This window comes from Sulfitobacter sp. PR48 (assembly GCF_028807335.1).
Classification (GTDB): domain Bacteria; phylum Pseudomonadota; class Alphaproteobacteria; order Rhodobacterales; family Rhodobacteraceae; genus Sulfitobacter.
In genome coordinates, this window is the sequence record NZ_JARAMM010000024.1 from 30,634 (window position 1) to 48,827 (window position 18,194).

At 63.1% G+C, this 18,194-nt stretch carries 20 protein-coding genes and 1 tRNA gene; 12 read left to right on the forward strand and 9 right to left on the reverse strand.

What is annotated here, in order from left to right; all coding sequences use genetic code 11:
* Window positions 1–84: 84 nt before the first annotated feature.
* Window positions 85–555 (forward strand): MmcB family DNA repair protein, encoded by a 471-nt coding sequence (locus PVW51_RS21855; protein ID WP_269365444.1) that lies wholly within the window; start codon window positions 85–87, stop codon window positions 553–555.
* Window positions 556–585: 30 nt separating this feature from the next.
* Here the strand turns inward: PVW51_RS21855 and PVW51_RS21860 are convergent, their stop codons facing one another.
* The gene (locus tag PVW51_RS21860) at window positions 586–783 is read right to left on the reverse strand and encodes a DUF6324 family protein (RefSeq protein ID WP_274577495.1); all 198 of its coding nucleotides are present in this window, start codon (window positions 781–783) and stop codon (window positions 586–588) included.
* Between the two features lie 81 nt (window positions 784–864).
* Here PVW51_RS21860 and PVW51_RS21865 point away from each other — a divergent pair, with 81 nt between their 5' ends.
* Together PVW51_RS21865 and PVW51_RS21870 are read left to right on the forward strand one after the other, a co-directional pair.
* Window positions 865–1,347, forward strand: a complete 483-nt coding sequence (locus PVW51_RS21865; protein WP_274577496.1) for a GNAT family N-acetyltransferase — start codon at window positions 865–867, stop codon at window positions 1,345–1,347.
* A 68-nt stretch (window positions 1,348–1,415) separates the two neighbouring features.
* Window positions 1,416–1,492: transfer RNA gene (locus tag PVW51_RS21870), tRNA-His, on the forward strand.
* Between the two features lie 123 nt (window positions 1,493–1,615).
* Here PVW51_RS21870 and PVW51_RS21875 read toward each other — a convergent pair.
* The gene (locus PVW51_RS21875) at window positions 1,616–1,918 is read right to left on the reverse strand and encodes a DUF6476 family protein (RefSeq protein ID WP_274577497.1); all 303 of its coding nucleotides are present in this window, start codon (window positions 1,916–1,918) and stop codon (window positions 1,616–1,618) included.
* Between PVW51_RS21875 and PVW51_RS21880 the strand changes: the two genes are divergently transcribed.
* The 3 genes from PVW51_RS21880 (at window position 1,917) to PVW51_RS21890 (ending at window position 5,128) form a co-directional block, all read left to right on the forward strand.
* Window positions 1,917–2,948 carry an RluA family pseudouridine synthase gene (locus PVW51_RS21880; RefSeq protein WP_274577500.1) on the forward strand — a complete coding sequence of 344 codons (1,032 nt, stop codon included), beginning with the start codon at window positions 1,917–1,919 and terminating at the stop codon, window positions 2,946–2,948. The two genes, PVW51_RS21875 and PVW51_RS21880, sit on opposite strands and share 2 nt — an antisense overlap.
* A 197-nt stretch (window positions 2,949–3,145) precedes the next feature.
* On the forward strand, window positions 3,146–4,042 hold the full coding sequence (gene rpoH / locus PVW51_RS21885; protein WP_114273427.1) for an RNA polymerase sigma factor RpoH: 897 nt from the start codon (window positions 3,146–3,148) through the stop codon (window positions 4,040–4,042).
* Between the two features lie 117 nt (window positions 4,043–4,159).
* The gene (locus PVW51_RS21890) at window positions 4,160–5,128 is read left to right on the forward strand and encodes a Gfo/Idh/MocA family protein (RefSeq protein WP_274577505.1); all 969 of its coding nucleotides are present in this window, start codon (window positions 4,160–4,162) and stop codon (window positions 5,126–5,128) included.
* On the opposite strand, the gene PVW51_RS21895 is transcribed toward PVW51_RS21890, so the two are convergent.
* Window positions 5,129–6,304 carry a dipeptidase gene (locus PVW51_RS21895; protein ID WP_274577506.1) on the reverse strand — a complete coding sequence of 392 codons (1,176 nt, stop codon included), beginning with the start codon at window positions 6,302–6,304 and terminating at the stop codon, window positions 5,129–5,131. It abuts the gene before it with no gap.
* 109 nt (window positions 6,305–6,413) lie between these two features.
* Between PVW51_RS21895 and PVW51_RS21900 the strand changes: the two genes are divergently transcribed.
* Window positions 6,414–6,683: a DksA/TraR family C4-type zinc finger protein gene (locus tag PVW51_RS21900; RefSeq protein WP_274577508.1), complete on the forward strand. Its 270-nt coding sequence runs from the start codon at window positions 6,414–6,416 to the stop codon at window positions 6,681–6,683.
* Here the strand turns inward: PVW51_RS21900 and PVW51_RS21905 are convergent.
* From PVW51_RS21905 to PVW51_RS21930, 6 genes are all read right to left on the reverse strand, one after another.
* On the reverse strand, window positions 6,586–6,927 hold the full coding sequence (locus PVW51_RS21905) for a hypothetical protein (RefSeq protein WP_274577510.1): 342 nt from the start codon (window positions 6,925–6,927) through the stop codon (window positions 6,586–6,588). The two genes, PVW51_RS21900 and PVW51_RS21905, sit on opposite strands and share 98 nt — an antisense overlap.
* A 19-nt stretch (window positions 6,928–6,946) precedes the next feature.
* Entirely contained in the window at window positions 6,947–8,767 is a 1,821-nt protein-coding gene (locus PVW51_RS21910) for a M3 family oligoendopeptidase (protein ID WP_274577513.1), read from the reverse strand.
* A 224-nt stretch (window positions 8,768–8,991) separates the two neighbouring features.
* Entirely contained in the window at window positions 8,992–10,590 is a 1,599-nt protein-coding gene (locus PVW51_RS21915; protein ID WP_274577515.1) for an ATP-dependent DNA ligase, read from the reverse strand.
* On the reverse strand, window positions 10,587–11,600 hold the full coding sequence (locus PVW51_RS21920) for a ligase-associated DNA damage response exonuclease (protein ID WP_274577518.1): 1,014 nt from the start codon (window positions 11,598–11,600) through the stop codon (window positions 10,587–10,589). The genes PVW51_RS21915 and PVW51_RS21920 overlap by 4 nt, the downstream gene beginning before the upstream one ends.
* A 28-nt stretch (window positions 11,601–11,628) precedes the next feature.
* Complete coding sequence (locus tag PVW51_RS21925; protein WP_269365423.1) at window positions 11,629–12,576, reverse strand: alpha/beta fold hydrolase; 948 nt, start codon at window positions 12,574–12,576, stop codon at window positions 11,629–11,631.
* Entirely contained in the window at window positions 12,576–12,866 is a 291-nt protein-coding gene (locus tag PVW51_RS21930) for an SCP2 sterol-binding domain-containing protein (protein ID WP_269365422.1), read from the reverse strand. The genes PVW51_RS21925 and PVW51_RS21930 overlap by 1 nt, the downstream gene beginning before the upstream one ends.
* 143 nt (window positions 12,867–13,009) lie before the next feature.
* On the opposite strand from PVW51_RS21930, the gene PVW51_RS21935 reads away from it, so the two are divergent.
* The 5 genes from PVW51_RS21935 (at window position 13,010) to PVW51_RS21955 (ending at window position 18,042) form a co-directional block, all read left to right on the forward strand.
* Window positions 13,010–13,498 (forward strand): tetratricopeptide repeat protein, encoded by a 489-nt coding sequence (locus tag PVW51_RS21935; RefSeq protein ID WP_274577522.1) that lies wholly within the window; start codon window positions 13,010–13,012, stop codon window positions 13,496–13,498.
* Between the two features lie 13 nt (window positions 13,499–13,511).
* Entirely contained in the window at window positions 13,512–16,433 is a 2,922-nt protein-coding gene (locus PVW51_RS21940) for a helicase-related protein (RefSeq protein WP_274577524.1), read from the forward strand.
* Window positions 16,434–16,820, forward strand: coding sequence for an RNA-binding S4 domain-containing protein (locus PVW51_RS21945; RefSeq protein WP_269365415.1), 387 nt, complete (start codon window positions 16,434–16,436; stop codon window positions 16,818–16,820). It begins immediately after the preceding gene.
* 52 nt (window positions 16,821–16,872) lie between these two features.
* The gene (gene fdxA, locus PVW51_RS21950) at window positions 16,873–17,211 is read left to right on the forward strand and encodes a ferredoxin FdxA (RefSeq protein WP_269365413.1); all 339 of its coding nucleotides are present in this window, start codon (window positions 16,873–16,875) and stop codon (window positions 17,209–17,211) included.
* Window positions 17,212–17,529: 318 nt separating this feature from the next.
* The gene (locus PVW51_RS21955) at window positions 17,530–18,042 is read left to right on the forward strand and encodes a CarD family transcriptional regulator (RefSeq protein WP_067289183.1); all 513 of its coding nucleotides are present in this window, start codon (window positions 17,530–17,532) and stop codon (window positions 18,040–18,042) included.
* The last annotated feature ends 152 nt before the right edge of the window (window positions 18,043–18,194 follow it).

Here is an 18,194-nt window from a genome sequence, read left to right on the forward strand (position 1 = left end):
CACAAGATAGGGTGTGTCAGGTGGTTTTGCCATTGCCGGGGCCGGGGGCTTGCAAATGTTCACGAAATGTTCATTATTTTCGCCATGACCCAGATCGACCTCACCCCGCCACCGCCCGCCCCGCAACCCGGCCAGCTTTTGGCACGGGGGGTGTGCAGGCACATGGCGAGCCATGGTTTTGCCTGTGTGGAGGAACTGGTGCCTGCCCGGGGGTTGCGGGTGGATGTGATGGCGCTGGGGCCCAAGGGCGAGGTCTGGGTGGTGGAATGCAAATCCTCCCGCGCCGATTTCATGACCGACCAGAAATGGGAGGGCTATCTGGAGTGGGCGGACAGGTTCTTCTGGGCCGTCGATGCGGATTTCCCCACCGAACTGCTGCCGGACGAGACCGGGCTGATCATCGGTGACGCCTATGGCGCGGAAATTGTCCGCATGGGGCCGGAAACCCGGCTGGCGCCCGCCCGGCGCAAGGTCATGGTGCAGAAATTCGCCTTTTGCGCGGCGCGCAGGCTGCAGATGCTGCGCGACCCGGATATGCTGCCGGATTGGGGGTAGAGACCGGGGGGTAGAGATCGGGGGGAGAGGTTAACGCTTCTTGCCCTTGCCGCCGCGCGCGCGATGGGCTGCGGCCATGATTTCTTCGGCAATCTCGACGGCTTCCTCGGGGGTGAAATCCATTGGCAATTCCACACCGCCACCTTCGACGAACAGCCGTACCATGCCCGCATCGGTTGGCCCGATCTGCAGGTTAGCCTCGATATCGCGTTCCGTATTGATTCCCATGGTCTTCTCCGCCGATGATGGGATGCAGGGCTATCCTGACAGGGCTTGCTTGGCAAGCGGCAGTCGCGCCATCCTGTGCGCATGACAGAGATCGAGATTCGCAGATTCACCCCCGAAGACCGGGATTGGCTGGTGGAACAGCACGAGGTCCATTACGCGCGGGACGAAGGTTTCGACGCGAGCTTTGGCGTGCTGGTTGCGCAGATCCTCGATGATTTTCTGGCTGAACATGATCCAACCCGCGAACGCGGCTGGATTGCATGGCGTGCGGGGCAACGGCTCGGCTCGATTTTTTGCGTGCGGCTGGAGGAAGATACTGCGAAGTTGCGGCTGTTTCTGCTGACGCCGGATGCACGTGGCCAGGGGTTGGGGCGCAGGATGCTTGAAACCTGCATGGGGTTTGCCCGGGACGCGGGCTATCGGCACATGCAGCTCTGGACCCATGAATCGCACCGCGCGGCGGGTGCGCTCTATGCCAGGAACGGCTGGACGCTGAACAGCAGCAGACCGGTTGTCTCCTTCGGGAAAGAGAATGTGGAGCAGGATTGGTCGATCACCCTTTAGGAATGGACCGGCAATCTGGGACCAAGGGTCTTGCATTCCCCGACCTGCTTGGCTAAATCGGCGCCAGTGCCGCCTTAGCTCAGTTGGTTAGAGCGCTTGATTGTGGATCAAGAGGTCCCTGGTTCGAGACCAGGAGGTGGTACCACCCCCAAATTCCGCCAGACGTGATCCGTTAGACCCTTTGGTCTGTTGTGACCTTAACGGAACACCGGGTTGAGAGGCTTGGGGCTTCGCCCCAAACCCCGGAGGTCTTTCAGGTATAAAGAAATCAGGGCGAGGTGATCTGCACCGTCTGGGTGATTTTGCCGGTCAGCCGGTCGAAGATCAGGATCTGATCCTGATCGGTCACCACCGCGTACCAATGGTCGCCTTGGGTGAAGGCGCGGGCGGCGGCTCCGCCCGGCAGGCTGATCTGATCGGGCAGGTCGGGGGCCCTGTTGCCAAGGCGGGTGACAAGCAGGCCGATCACCACTAGAACGCCGCAGATCATCACCACGGTCAACACCGTCACCAGCCGCCGCAGGAACCGCAGGTTGGCCGGTTCTGTCATATCGTCATCGGAATCACTCATGTCGCACCGGACCATCACCTTTATCCTGGCGGACAGCCCGCCACCGCGCCTTGATAAGGCGCTGGCCCGCGATGTGCCAGAGCAAGCGGCGCTGTCGCGCACCCGGCTGTCGCGGCTGATCGAACAGGGGGCGGTGCGGGTGGATGGCCAGGTGATGCGCGACCCGCGCGCCCAGGTGCAGGCCGGCGCACAGGTGGAGATCGGGGTGGAAGAGGCGGAGGAAAGCCACATCCGGCCCGAGGCGATCCCGCTGGAGATCCTCTTCGAGGATGCCGATCTGGTGGTGGTGAACAAGCCCGCAGGCATGGTGGTGCATCCCGCACCGGGCACCCCGTCAGGCACGCTGGTGAATGCGCTGATGGCCCATTGCGGTGACAATCTGTCCGGTGTGGGGGGCATGAAGCGGCCCGGAATCGTCCACCGGATCGACAAGGACACCAGCGGCTTGCTGGTGGTGGCCAAATCGGATGCCGCACATCACGGGCTGGCCGCGCAATTCGAAAAACATACGGTAGAGCGGTATTATCAGGCGCTGGTCTACGGTGTGCCGGAGGCCAGCGATCCGCGTCTGCGCGGGGTGAGGGGGGCATCCTTCGAGCCGGGGAACATCCTGAAACTGACCACCCAGCTTGCCCGCCACCGCACCGACCGGCAGCGGCAGGCGGTGCTGTTCCAGGGCGGGCGCCATGCGGTGACCCGTGCCCGCACGGTAGAACGCTTTGGCACCCCGCCGGTGCTGGCGCTGATGGAATGCTGGCTTGAGACCGGGCGGACGCATCAGATCAGGGTGCATATGACCCATGCCGGTCACGCGCTGGTGGGCGATCCGACCTATGGCGGCAAGCGCAAGCTGCCCAAGGCGGCGCTGCCCGAAAGCACCGCGGAAGCGGTGCGCGGCTTTGCCCGGCAGGCGTTACATGCCGCCGTGCTGGGGTTTGACCATCCGGTCACGGGCGAGGCGGTCCGCTTTGAAGCGCCGCTGCCTGCGGATATGGCCGATCTGCTGGACCTGCTGCGCCCGGCGGGATGACGCGCACAAGCGCGTGACCGGGTTGAAAGATTCCTTTTTCTTTACCTTTCTTGTGGCAATCTAAAGAAAACCGGCGCTGGTTTGGGAAAAACCGGCGCGGGCCGACTTGAAACACCTGTTAGCGCTGACCATATGGATGTTAAGGCCTTAAACATAACTGTAGAACAGGCCCCCCGAGACTGGGAAAGGGACAATTGATGGCAAATTATGCAAATCTGCCGGCACCGACACCTGAAGGCGGGTTGAACCGCTACATGCAGGAAATCCGCAAGTTCCCCCTGTTGGAACCTGAAGAGGAATACATGCTCGCCAAGCGGTGGGTGGAGGAACAGGACACCGAAGCCGCGCATAAGATGGTCACCAGCCATCTGCGTCTGGCCGCAAAGATCGCTATGGGCTATCGCGGCTATGGCCTGCCGCAGGCTGAGGTGATTTCCGAGGCGAATGTGGGCCTGATGCAGGCGGTGAAACGCTTTGACCCCGAAAAGGGCTTCCGCCTTGCCACCTATGCGATGTGGTGGATCCGGGCGTCGATCCAGGAATATATCCTGCGGTCCTGGTCGCTGGTAAAGCTGGGCACGACCTCGGGTCAGAAAAAGCTGTTTTTCAACCTGCGCAAGGCCAAGAACAAGATTGGCGCGCTGGAGGAGGGCGACCTGCGCCCCGAGAACGTCAAGACCATCGCGACCCAGCTGGGCGTGACCGAGGCCGAGGTGATTTCGATGAACCGGCGGATGTCGGGCGGTGACGCCTCGCTGAATGCCACCGTCGGCTCCGAAGGCGAAGGCACCATGCAGTGGCAGGACTGGCTGGAGGACGAAGACGCCGACCAGGCGGGCGATTATGCCGAGCGGGACGAGCTGGAAACCCGGCGCGAAATGCTGGGCGAGGCGTTGGAAGTGCTGAACGACCGCGAAAAGGACATCCTGACCCAGCGCCGGTTGAGCGATGAGACGGTGACGCTTGAGGACCTTTCGGCGCAATATGATGTCAGCCGGGAGCGGATTCGCCAGATCGAGGTGCGCGCCTTTGAAAAGCTGCAAAAGCGGATGCGTGACCTGGCCCGCGAAAAGGGCATGATGGCCGACGCCTGAGCGCTGCCTGAACAGTAACAGACCCCCGCAGTACCCGCTGCGGGGGTTTTTTCTTGTCTGAACTTGTGGTGACAGGCCAATGCGGTAGGCTCCCCCGAAACAAGGATCGGAGAAGACATGACCCATTTGCGTTGGGGCGTCCTGGGGGCGTCGAATTTTGCAAGGCAGCACATGGCCCCCGCCATTCACGCCGCCAGGGGCGCGGAGTTTTCGGCACTCGCCACCTCTTCGGCGGCAAAGGCGGAGGGGTTTCGCGATTTTGCGCCCGGGTTGCGGGTGCATGACAGCTATGAGGCCTTGCTGGCGGATGCGCAGGTGGACGCCGTCTATATCCCGCTGCCGAACCACCTGCATGTGGCATGGACGATCAAGGCGCTGGAGGCGGGCAAACATGTGTTGTGTGAAAAGCCGTTGGGGTTGAAAGCGGCGGATTTCGAGCCTGTCATCGCCGCACGGGACCGGATCGGGCTGTTCTGCGCCGAAGCCTTCATGATTACACATCACCCGCAGATGCGGCGGGCACGGGACCTTCTGAAGGAGGGCGCGCTGGGGAACCTGCGCCATGTCAACGTGACATTTTCCTACTACAACGACGATCTGGGCAACATCCGCAACCAGCCTGATGCGGGCGGTGGCGCCTTGCCCGATATCGGTGTCTATGCCTGCGGTGCGGCGCGCTTCATCACCGGGGCGGAGCCCAGGGAAATTTCCTATGCCGGGATCGAATTCCAGCATGGCGTCGATACCACCGCGCGGATCGCGGGTGATTTTGGCGATTTCACCTATGGCGCCATCGTCTCCACCCGCATGGCCCCGCGGCAAGAGATCGTCTTGCATGGTGACAAGGGCATCCTGCGGCTGTCCTGCCCCTTCAACGCGGGCGTTTTCAATCAGGCGGAACTGCACCTGGAAACCTCGGCCAGCAGCATCACCGTGGAACGCTTTCCGGCGGTCAATCACTACGTCCTGCAGGTCGAGGCCTTTGGCCGCAGCGTGCTGGAGGGGGCAGAGTACCCCTGTTCGCTGGAGTTCAGCCAGGGCACGCAGCGGATGATCGACATGATCTATGCCGCGCGCAGGGCCTGATCACTTCAACCGGGCGCGCAGCACGCGGATCATGTTGCCGCCCATGACCTTGGCGATCTGATCCTCGCTGAGCCCTTCATCCAGAAAGGCCTGGGTCAGCGCTGCCAGTTCCGATGTGTCGAAGGCGGTGGTGACCGAGCCGTCAAAGTCCGACCCAAGGGCGACGTGATCCTCGCCCAGCAGGTCGATGGCGGTTCGCGTCATCCTGGCGACCCCGGCGGGGGTGAAATCGCCGCAGGTGACCTCATCCCAATAGCCCATGCCGATCACCCCACCGGTGGCGGCAATCTCGCGCATTAGCTCATCCGGAAAGTTGCGCGGCGTTTCGCAATGGGCGGTCACGCCGCTGTGGCTGACGATCAGGGGGATGTCGGTGATTTCAAGCACGTCGCGGGCAACCGCCGGGCTGGAATGGGCGAGGTCCAGCACGAGGCCGCGCTGCGCCACCTGTTCGACAACCGCGCGGCCAAAGTCTGTCAGCCCCTGATTGCCCTTGCCATGCAAGGACCCGCCCAGGGCGTTGTCAAAGAAATGTTGCAGCGCGATGACCCGGTGGCCCGCCGCTTCGAGCTTGTCGAGGTTGGCAATCTCACCCTCCAGCGGATGCGCCCCTTCGATCCCCAGAATGCCGCCAACGACCTGTTGGCCTGCGGCACGGTCCGCCAGCAGGCTGTCCAGATCGGCGCGCGTGCGGATGATGCGGAACTGGTCGGGCATTGCGGCTTCGACCGCTTCCAGCTTTTCCGCCTGATACAGCGCGCGTTCCAGCAGGCTGTTCCAGGTGCGCGGCGGCCAGAGCTGGCCGATGGCCAGCGCGGTCACATTGTCAAAGGCTTCCGCCGAATTCTCCTCGTAATTCTGACCGGCGGGGGATTTGGTCACGGCGGTAAAGACCTGCACCGCCACATTGCCTTCCAGCAGGCGGGGGATGTCGACCTGGCCGTAATCGCTGCGCCGGCTCAGGTCGCGGTTCCACAGCAGCGGGTCCGCGTGCAGGTCACCGATGACCAGCCTGTCGTGCAGGGCGCGTGCGACGTCGGACACGGGGTAGGGGTCATGCGGCACAACGGCATTGCGGGATTTCTCGACATAGGCGGGGGCGAAGGCGAAAAAGCCGATCAGGCCCACCGCCACCAGCACCAGGATGACGACAAGAAGTCTTTTGACGATACGCATGGGGGCCTCCGGCTGTTGTTCCTGACAGGTTAACATCCTTCGGCCCGACGCATAGGGGTGACGTGGCGCGACGGGGTGCTATTCTGTGCAGGACATCGGAGGAATGAACATGGCCGGAGGATGGGCGCGCGACGGCGCGGTATCGGAACAGATCGAAGCCTCGATCAATGACGAACTGGCACGGCTCAGGGCGCGGAAGGTGCCGCAGGGCGAGAGCCTGACGCATTGCGCGGAATGTGAAGAAGAAATTCCCCAGCGGCGCCGCGAGGCGCTGCCGGGTGTCAAACTTTGTGTGGATTGCGCCCGGGAACGGGCGGCACGCACGGCGGTGCGGGGCGGGATAAACCGGCGGGGCTCGAAGGATTCGCAGTTGAAGTGACCGGTCTGCGGCGCCCCCGCAGCCGTCGCCACAGCGGCACGACATCAAGCGCCGCGATGTAAAAGCCGGCGGGCAGCATCCACAGGCCCAGAAACGGCAGGATGCTGAACACGCCGCCGATCATCAGCAGGATGCCAAGGACCAGGCGCAATCCGGGCGGCACATGCAGGCGCACCCAGATCAGCACCCGCAGGATGCGCCGTCTGACCTGTTTCCTGTAAAACTGTCGCAGCCCGCCGGGCATATTCTGCGCCTTTTCCCGATCAGTCTTCCATGGCTTCCAATTCGTCGATGAACCCTTCGATCATCGACAGGCCCTTGTCCCAGAACGCCGGGTCCGAGGCATCCAGCCCGAAGGGGGCCAGAAGCTCCTTGTGGTGTTTGGACCCGCCTGCCTTGAGCATGTCGAAGTATTTCTCTTCGAAACCTTCCTCGCCCTCGGCGTAGACGGCGTAAAGCGCGTTCACCAGACCGTCGCCAAAGGCATAGGCATAGACGTAGAAGGGCGAATGCACGAAATGCGGGATATAGGCCCAGAAGGTTTCATACCCTTCCATGAATTCAAAGGCCGGTCCCAGGCTTTCCGCCTGCACCGACATCCACAGCGCGTTGATGTCATCGGGCGTCAGCTCCCCGCCGCGCCGGGCGGCGTGCAGCTTGCATTCGAAATCGTAAAAGGCGATCTGGCGCACAACCGTGTTGATCATGTCCTCGACCTTGCCCGCCAGCAGCACCTTGCGTTCGGCCTGTGATTTCGCCCCGTCCAGCATCTTGCGGAAGGTCAGCATCTCGCCAAAGACGCTTGCGGTTTCGGCCAGTGTCAGCGGGGTGGAGGACAGCATCTCGCCTTGTCCCGCCGCCAGCACCTGATGCACGCCATGGCCCAGTTCATGCGCCAGGGTCATCACGTCGCGCGGTTTGCCAAGATAGTTCAGCATCACATAGGGGTGCACATCGGTCACCGTGGGATGCGCAAAGGCCCCCGGCGCCTTGCCCGGCTTCACGCCGGCATCGATCCAGCCCTTGCGGAAGAACGGCTCGGCCAGGTCGCCCATGCGCGGATCGAAGGCATTATAGGCCTCCATCACCATCTTTTCGGCCTGCGCCCAATTGACGATGCGGGGGTCTTCCATCGGCAGGGGCGCGTTGCGGTCCCAGACCTGCATCTTGTCCAGACCCAGCCATTTGCGTTTCAGCTCATAGTACCGGTGGCTGAGGCGCGGATAGGCATCGACCACGGCATTGCGCAGAGCCTCCACCACTTCCGGCTCCACATGGTTGCTGAGGTGGCGGCCGGTCTGGGCTGTCTCCATGCCGCGCCAGCGGTCGATGACTTCCTTTTCCTTGGCCTGGGTGTTGTGTACCCGGGCAAAGGTCTTGATCCGGTCGGCAAACACTTCTGCCAGCGCGCGGGCCGCCGCCTCGCGGGTGTCGCGGTCGGGGTCGGTCAGCAGGTTCAGCGTGCCCTCGATGCCCAATGTCTCGCCCATCACCTCGAATTCCAGGCCCGCGATGGTCTCGTCAAAGATCCGCTCCCAGGCGTCGCCGACGACACCGAGGTCGTGCAGGAAACGCTCCAGCTCGTCCGACAGCTGATAGGGTTTCATCGCGCGGATGCGGTCGAAAACGGGTTTGTAGCGCGCCAGATCGGCATTCTGCGCCAGCAGCCCGTCCAGGTGGTCGTCGGGCAGCTTGTTCAGTTCCAGCGTGAAGAACACCAGCGGCGTGGTGAAATTGGTGATCTTCTCCTGCAGGTCGGACATGAACTTGGCCCGGCCCGCATCGGTGGTCAGCTGGTAGTAGCGCAGCCCGGCAAAGGACATGATGCGCCCGGCGATCTGGTTGATCTTTTCATTGCGCAGCACGCAGTCCAGCAGCCCGGCGGCGTCGAGATCCGCCAGCTTGCCCTCGTAATCGCCGGCAAAGCTGGCGCAGGCCCCTTCCAGCCAGTCGAGATCGCGTTTCAGTTCCGGCGCATCCTCGCCGGTATAGAGGTCGCTCAGGTCCCATTCCGGCAGATCGCCCAGGTTCTTGTTGCCGCCGGTGGCGTTTGCGTCATGGACGGGGAAGGGAAGCTGGAACATGTGAGTGACCTTGTGTTGATTTGCCCATTACCTAAGACGGGTGAGGCGCGGGGACAAGGCGGGGGAGGCTGTCTGCCTCCCCCGAACCCCCACCGAGGAATATTTGAGGCCAAAAAGAGAGCCTACAGCGTCCCGCCTTTAACCTGATACATCCGGTATCGTCGATGTCCCGAGAGCGCGAAGCGCGGCACGGTATCGGCGATTCAAGTTTAAGGCGGGGCGCCTTAGCCATATTGCCGCAGCATTTCGTTCAGATCGTCGAGCGTATTCGCCTCTTGCAGGGGTTTGTCCTGCCGCCAGCGCTTTATCCGGGGAAAGCGCAGGGCGACGCCTGACTTGTGGCGCGGGCTGGGCTGGATGCCTTCAAAGGCGATCTCGAAGACATGATGCGGGGTCACCTTGCGGACCGGGCCGAAACGTTCCAGCGTGTTCTTGCGGACCCAGGCGGTGATCTGGCGGAATTCCGCGTCGGTCAGGCCGGAATAGGCCTTGGTGAAGGGTACGAGTTCATTGCCGTTCCAGACCGCAAAGGTGAAGTCCGTGAACAGATTGGCGCGCCGCCCCGACCCCGATTGCGCATAGATCATCACCGCGTCGATGGTCAGCGGGTCCAGCTTCCATTTCCACCAATCGCCCTTCTTGCGCCCCGCCAGATAGGGGCTGTCGGCCCGTTTGAGCATCAGCCCCTCGGCCTGCGCCGCCCGTGCGGCGGACCGCTGTGCGGCAAGCGCGTCCCATGCGTGGAAGGGGATCTGCGGCGACAGGCGGATCGGGGCATCAGCGGGCAGGGTGGCGCAGGCCGCCTCCAGCAAGGCGCGGCGGTCGGCAAAGGGGCGGTGGCGGATGTCCGTGCCCTGCCACTCCAGCAGGTCGTAGGCGTGCAGGATAACGGGCGCCTCGGCCAGCAGCTTTTTTGGCACCGTCTTGCGCCCGATCCGGGCCTGCAAGGCGTTGAAGGAGGCGGGTGCCGCGGCACCGGGCAGCCAGACCAGCAATTCACCGTCCAGCACCGTGCCGGAAGGCATATGGTCGATGGCGCGGGCAAGTTCGGGAAAGCGGTCCGTCATCAGCTCTTCGCCGCGCGACCAGACGTAATATTCGCCGTCGCGCAGGATCAACTGGCCGCGGATCCCGTCCCATTTCCATTCCGCGCGCCAGGCGCCGGTAGCGCCCAGCCCCTCCGGTCCCTCCTCCAGCGCATAGGCGAGGTAGAAGGGATAGGGGCGCGAGGCATCGGCAGAGGCATCTGCCGCCTCGATCAGCGCGTGCCAGGTGGTGTCATCGGGGTGCCAGTTGCCCATCAGCCGATGGGCCAGCTCGGTCTCGGGCTTGCCGGTGGCCCGGGCCAGGGCGCGGGTCATCAGTTTCTGGCTGATGCCGACGCGGAAACCGCCGGTGATCAGCTTGTTGAACAGGAACCGCTCGGTGCCGCCGAGGGCCGCCCATGCGGCAAGGACAAAGGCCTTGCGCTCCGGTTCCGACGCATCGGCAAGACCGCGCAATTCGGTGATCCAATGGGTCAGGGAACGGTCATCGTCAGAGGGGTTCGGCGGCAGCACCAGCGCGATGGTTTCGGCCAGATCGCCGACAACGGCATAGCTGTCCTCGAACAGCCACAGGGGGATGCCTGCCAGCTCGGCCGCCCATTCGCGCAGGCGGGTGGTGGTGACCGCGCGTTTGGGTCTGCGGCCGGAGAACAGGGCGATTGTCCACAGGCGGTCCGCATCTGTCGCATCGCCAAAGTAATCGGCCAGTGCCGCGACCTTCACATTTGTTTTGGTGCTTTGGTCGATGGTGTTGAAGAGCTGCGCGAACCGCTTCATGTCGCCTCTCCGGCGTCGAGAGTCTCGCCTTCGAACTGTGTCGGGATGACCTGAGCCTGCCAGCCGTTTTCGTTCAGGTAACGGGTGAAGACATCCGTGTAACCATGCGTTACATATATATTTTCAGCGCCGGTTTCCGTGATGGCCGACAGCAGCCCGGGCCAATCGGCATGGTCCGAAATCACAAAGCCACGGTCGCCCGCGCGCCGGCGGCGCACACCGCGCAGGGCCATCCAGCCGGAGGCAAAGGCGCTTTCCTGCGGGCCGAACCGCCGCGCCCATTTGCTGCCAAGCGCCGAGGGCGGTGACACCACAATCGCACCCGGATGCTGTTTCGGATCGACCGCATCGGTGGCATGGATGGTGGCAGGCAGGCGCAGCCCCTGATCGCGCAACACGGCATTGGTCGCCTCCACCGCGCCATGGGTCAGGATCGGGCCGATCTCAGGGTCCAGCATCGACAGCAGGCGCTGCGCCTTGCCCAGGGCATAGGCCCCGAGAAAGGCAGTCTTGCCCGCGGCGGCGCAGGACGCCCACCAGCTGTTGATCTGCCCGGCGACATCGCGCTGGGGCATCCAGCGGAACACCGGCAGGCCAAAGGTGCTTTCGGTGATGAAATGGTGGCATTTGACCGGCGCGAAGGCTTCGGAAAACCCGTCATCGACCAGCTTGTAATCGCCCGAGACCACCCAGACCTCGCCGCCCAGGGCGACCCTGATCTGTGCGGATCCCGGCACATGCCCGGCGGGGTGAAAGGACACATCCGCGCCGCCGATCCGGCGGGTCTCGCCAAATGCGATGCCTTCGGCGCGGATGTCACCCAGACGATGGCGCATGACGGGCAGGGCGGCATGGGTGGCCAGATAGGACCCCATGCCGCTGCGGGCGTGGTCGGCGTGGCCATGGGTGATCAGCGCACGCTCCACCGGCCGCCAGGGGTCGATGTAGAAATCGCCAGCGGGGCAATAGATGCCTTTTTCGGTGAATGTCAGAACCTTTGTGCGTGCCATGCCAGCCAATATAGCTGGCACCTGCGCCTTAGCGAGTCACCGTGCCCAGAAACAGCTTTTCCATACCGTCCATGATGGCGCTGCGCTGGCTGTCGGAGCCCATCAGGATCTCGTGTTCGGCGCCCTCGACCATTTCCAGCCGTCCGCCCTTCCAGCTTGCCATCCTTGCATGCACATGGGGGGTATTCACGATACGTTCGTTGGTGCCCAGCCAGGTGACGGCGGGCAGGCTGGGGGCGGCGCGGCCCGCCAGATGCTCGGTCTCGGCCAGGGCCTCGCGCAGCCAGATGTAGCTGGGCCCGCCGAGGGAGAGTTCGGGATGCGCGCGCAGCTGGTCGCGCATCATGTCGTACATCTGCGCGTCGGTGGTCAGCATGTTGTCGTCGAAAGGCGCGGTCAGCACATAGGGCTCCTTGACCGTGCCGGGGGGCAGGCCGTGGCCCAGCCCGAAACGCGGCATGTTGCGGGCAAGGATCCCGGCGAGAAAGCGCAGCTGCGGCTTGATGTAGATGCCCCACATCGGCCCGGTAAAGGCGGCGGCCTGAACCCCCAGCCCCTCCATCACGGCGCGCAGCCCGATGCAGCCGCCCATCGAATGGGCCAGCAGGAAGTAAGGCCGGGGCAGGCCAAGTTCGCGCGCCGCGCGCATCATTGCCGCCACGTCCTTCTGATAGTCGGAAAAGACCTCGACATGGCCCACCAGCGGGTCGTCGATCAACCGGTCGGCCAGCCCCTGACCGCGCCAGTCGACGCTCATCGTGGCCAGGCCGCGCGCGGCGAATTCGCGGGCGGTCACGCCGTATTTTTCGATATATTCGGTCCGGCCGGGGAACAGCAGCACGGTGCCCCGCGCATGGTCCAATGGCCAGGAACCCACCCTGATCCGCTTCCCGTCGGAGGTCATGGCCCAATGGGCCTGACCGCCGTCAGGTCCCGGCATCACATCCGTAAAAAGGGGGGCGGGTTCCAGCTGCATCAGGCCAGGACAGAGGCCAGTTTCATTGCCATGCCCATGTCGCCGTCAACGGCCAGCTTGCCGGACATGAAGGCGGCGGTGGGGTTGGTATCCCCTTCGAGAATCGACTGGAAGGTGTCGGCATCCGCGCTGAGGGTCACATCCGCTTCTTCATCCCCTGCGCGCGCGCCGGTGCTGTCCATCATGATCGCGCCTTCACCCTGGATGTCGAACTTCGCGGTGCCGTCAAAATCAGCCGCGCTCAGCTTTTCGTTCAGGATCGCAACGGCTTGGTTCACAATATCGCTCATTTCGGGCCCTTTTTGGCAAATTGGCTCCGACACGTCTGGATTTGCGGCGGCAGCCTGTTACATTCACTTTTGTTATGCGTATGTTCAGCGTCAACCTCAAACGTCACCTTACGGCACTTGGCACACTAGTGTTGCTTAGTGGCATGACTGTGGCAGATACCGTGCCCCCCGAACTGCTGGAGAAACTGCGCACCGCGCCCGAAGGCGAGGCACCACGGGTTGCCCGCGAGGTGGAAACCACCTGGGGGCGGTCCGGATCTGCGGCAATGGACCTGTTGCTCAAGCGGGGCCGCGACGCGATGGAGCAAGGAGACTACCTTCTGGCGATTGATCATTTCACCGCGCTGACCGATCATGCGCCGGATTTTGCCGAAGGCTATCACGCGCGGGCAGAGGCGTTTTTCAGGGCCGAACGTTACGGCCCCGCCCTGGACGATCTGGAACGGACCCTGGCCCTGAACCCCCAGCATTTCGAGGCAATTTTCGGTTTTGCCGTCATGGTTCAGGAGTTCGGCGACCTGCGCCGCGCGGCTGACCTGTATCGCCGTGTGCTGGCCATTTATCCCCACCATCCTCATGCGGGCGAGGCCTTGACACGGCTGCAGCGCGACGGGATCGGGCGCGAACTCTGATCGGAGACTTCTCGTGGCGAGCGATGCGCGGATCGTGGCCGTTCTGGGCCCGACCAATACCGGCAAGACGACCTATGCCATCGAGCGGATGCTGGCGCACCGGACCGGGGTGATCGGCCTGCCGCTGCGCCTGCTGGCGCGCGAGGTTTATGACCGTATCGTGGCACTTCGCGGCCCTTCGGTGGTGGCGCTGGTCACCGGTGAGGAACGCATCGTGCCGCCCCGCACCCAGTATTGGGTCTGCACGGTCGAGGCGATGCCGGAGGGCATGGGAGCCGATTTTGCCGCTGTGGACGAGATCCAGCTTTGTGCCGATCCCGAGCGGGGCCATGTCTTTACCGACCGTCTGCTGCGGATGCGCGGGCTGCACGAGACGCTGTTCATGGGCTCGGATACCATGCGCGGCACCATCGCGGCGCTGGTGCCCAAGGTGCAGTTCATGCACCGCGAGCGTATGTCAGAATTGGTCTATTCAGGTCAGAAAAAGATAAGTCGCATGCGTCCGCGAAGCGCGATTGTCGGGTTTTCGGTTGAGAATGTATATGCGATTGCCGAGCTGATCCGCCGCCAGAAGGGCGGTGCGGCAGTGGTGATGGGCGCGCTTTCCCCCCGCACGCGCAACGCGCAGGTGGACATGTATCAGAACGGCGAGGTCGATTTCCTGGTGGCGACCGATGCCATCGGGATGGGGCTGAACCTGGATGTGGACCATGTCGCCTTCTCCAGCCTGACCAAGTTCGATGGCCGCCGGATGCGCCAGCTGGCCCCCAATGAACTGGCACAGATCGCGGGCCGTGCCGGGCGTGGGTTCAAATCCGGCACATTCGGCACCACCGGCGATGCGCCGGCACTGGATGATGCGGTGGCGCGGGCGATCATGGATCACCAGTTCACCCCGCAGAACAAGATCAACTGGCGCAACCACGCGCTGCAGTTCGGCTCCATCGACCGGCTGATCGAAACGCTGGAGGCAAAGCCCGAGGACGAACGCCTGGTCCGCGCGCGCGAAGCGGATGATCTGCGCGCGCTCAAGGCGCTGGGGCAGGTGACCGAAGTGTTCGCCCGCGCCAGTGACGGGCCATCAGTGAAATTGCTGTGGGATGTCTGCCGCATTCCCGACTTTCGCGGCATCAGCCATGCCGAACATGCCGACCTTCTGGAACGCATTTTCTGCGACCTGCACCAGTCGGGCCGCATCCCCGATGACTGGCTCGCGCGACAAATCAAACGCATAGATCGAACCGATGGCGACATTGATGCGTTGTCAAAGCGACTGGCGTTTATCCGCACATGGACCTATGTGGCGCAACGCAAAGGGTGGACCGGAGACGAAAGTCATTGGCGCGGGGCAACCCGTGTCGTAGAAGACCGACTGTCGGACGCCTTGCACGAACGTCTGACCCAGAGATTTGTAGATCGGCGCACATCCGTGCTTTTGCGCCGGCTAGGACAGAAGGAAGCCATGGTGGCCGATGTAAACGAGACCGGTGAAGTTACTGTTGAAGGTGAATACGTAGGCAAGCTGGACGGGTTCCGTTTCCGCGCCGACAAGGGTGCCGGCGGGGCGGAGGAAAAGACCATCAAGTCTGCCGCCCTTCAGGCGCTGGCACCGCAGTTTCACCTGCGGGCGGATCGGTTCTACAACGCCCCTGACACGGAAATCGACTTTACCGAGCAGGGCGGCCTCATGTGGGGGTCTTCTGCCGTGGGCAAATTGGTGCCGGGCAGCGATGCGCTCAAGCCGCAGGTCGAGGTTTTTGTCGATGACGTGGCCGGACCCGAGGTTGTGCAGAAAGTGCAGCGCCGGTTGCAACATTTCATCGACCGCAAGATTGCGGCATTGTTCGAGCCGCTGTTGTCGCTTGCACGGGACGAGGCGCTGGCAGGGCTTGCCAAGGGCTTTGCCTTTCAGCTGGTCGAGAATTTCGGCATCCTCCCCCGTGCCCAGGTTGCCGAAGATGTGAAGGCCCTGGATCAGGATGCCCGTGGCGCGCTGCGCAAACATGGCATCCGCTTTGGCCAGTTCACCATTTTCATGCCGCTGCTGCTGAAACCCGCGCCGACACGGCTGCGGCTGGTGCTGTGGTCCCTGGCGAAGGGATTGAACGAATTTCCTGAATCGCCCCCGCCCGGCCTGGTCACGATCCCGGTCGAGGCGGATGCGCCGCAGGGGGCCGACACGATGTCGGGGTATCGCAACGCCGGGGCGCGTGCGATCCGCATCGACATGCTGGAACGGCTGGCCGACATGCTGCGCGGCGAGGATTCGCGCGGCGGCTTCGAGGCCAAGGCAGACATGCTGTCGATCACCGGCATGACACTGGAGCAATTTGCAGAGCTGATGCAGGGTCTGGGCTACAAGGCCGAAAAGGGCGAGCGGGAAAAGGTAAAACCGGTCGATTTGACAACGCCGAAGGATGGCGCGCCCAAGGTCGCGGAGGCGCCTGCCGAAACACCCGACACGCCGGTGATGGATGTGGCGGCGGAAGAACCCGCAGGCGGGATCACAGCAGAGCCCGCAGCAGAGGCGCCGGCCGATGAGCCGGAACCCGTGGCCGACATGCCTGATGAGGGCATCGCCCCGGTGGCGGCGGATGTGCCCGAGACGCCGAAGGCGGAAGAGCAGATCCCCCAGGTCTCCGAAGGCGAGACACCGCAGGGAACCGCCGCCGATGCAGGCATCGCGGCACCGGAAACCGAAGTCTTCTATACCTTCACCTGGGGCCGCGCACCGCGTGCCAACACCAACCAGCGCCGCGGCGGGGCCGGGGGCGACCGGCCCAAGGGCAAGGGCAAACCCCGCAAGGGTGCGCCGCGCGGTGACAAGGGGGCAAAGGCGCAGAACTTCTCGGCGCGTCCCCCCAGGAAGGAAAAGCAGATCGACCCGGACAATCCCTTTGCCGCAGCCCTGATGGGGCTGAAGGACAACAAGTAAATGTCAGAACCCGCGCCGAAACTGCGCGTGGACAAATGGCTGTGGCAGGCGCGGTTCTTCAAGACCCGCTCGCTGGCTGCGGCGCGGGTCTCTGACGGGGCGGTGCGGATCAACGGGGTGGTGACGACCAAACGGGCCAGCATGGTCGGCGCAGGCGACGTGCTGACCTTTGCCACCGGCGATCATGTGCGCGTGATCCGGGTGGAGGCGCTGGGGACAAGACGCGGCCCGGCGCCCGAGGCGCAGGGGCTTTACACCGACATGTCCCCGCCAGCCCCCCGATCAGAGGACAAACTGCCTGAAAATCCGGCCTTTGACGGAAAAGGTCGCCCGACAAAGAAGGACCGGCGCATGCTTGATCTTTCTAAGTCCCGGCACCTTGAATGATCCCTTGCGCTGATTTACTCAGACCCTCAGCGACCCTGACAGAGATCCCCGCATGACCTATATCGTCAACGATGCCTGCATTGCCTGTAAATACACCGACTGCGTCGAAGTCTGTCCGGTGGATTGCTTCTATGAGGGTGAGAACATGCTGGTCATCCACCCCGATGAATGCATTGACTGCGGCGTCTGCGAACCGGAATGCCCCGCCGATGCGATCCGCCCGGACACAGAGCCGGACATGGAAAAATGGGTGGAGTTTAACCGAAAGTATTCAGAGCTTTGGCCGGTGATCATCACCAAGAAGGATCCGCTGCCCGAAGCCGAGGAACGCGACGGCGAGACCGGCAAGCTGGAGAAGTATTTCTCCGAAAGACCCGGCGAGGGCGGGTGATTCGCAAAGTTTCTTCACCTGCAACATGAAGAAATGCCCGTAATCCGTTGTTATTTAAAGGCGCGCGTCAATGTTACCAAGGGTCATCTTTCGGATGCCCCTTTTTTGTGCTATGATGCAGCAACGCTGACAATGACGGTCAATCTCTTCGGATGCGGACGTTCAAATATTATGCCGCCATCAGGGGTTTAAAACACCATTCCACGATCAAGCGCAGCCGGATGTGGCAGGAAACAGCCGCAAGCCGGATGCGCGTTTGACCGTCGGTTCAGCACTGCAATCAACAGCGGGAGATCCCCGCGCTTCAGGAGCCGCCACATGACCAAATCGAAAAAGCTTGATTTCCGCCCCAATGAGTTTGTTGTCTACCCCGCCCATGGCGTCGGGCAGATCATCTCGATCGAGGAGCAGGAAGTCGCCGGCATCTCGCTGGAGCTCTTCGTGATTTCATTCGAGAAAGACAAGATGACCCTGCGTGTGCCGACTCACAAGGCAACCGAGATCGGGATGCGTGCGCTGTCCTCGCCTGACGTGATCACCCATGCCATGAAGACCCTCAAGGGTAAGGCCAAGGTCAAGCGCGCCATGTGGTCCCGCCGGGCGCAGGAATACGAGCAAAAGATCAACTCCGGCGATCTGATCGCGATTGCCGAGGTCGTGCGCGACCTGCACCGGACCGACGACCAGCGCGAGCAGAGCTATTCCGAGCGCCAGCTTTATGAAGCGGCGCTTGAGCGTCTGACCCGTGAAGTGGCCGCCGTCAGCGGTGGCGATGAAAACGCCGCAGCCAAGCAGGTTGGCGACGTGCTGGACAGCCGCGTCGCGGCCTGATCCGGTTCCAGTGCAATAATAGCGCCGGGTCCCATCAGGGGCGCGGCGTGAGGCTGCTGAAAAAACACGTTCCTGCACCCGCTCCCCCCGAAACAACGAAATCGTTCTTCCACGACGCCAGCCACAAGCCTTGGCCCGGGTGTCAGCCCGGG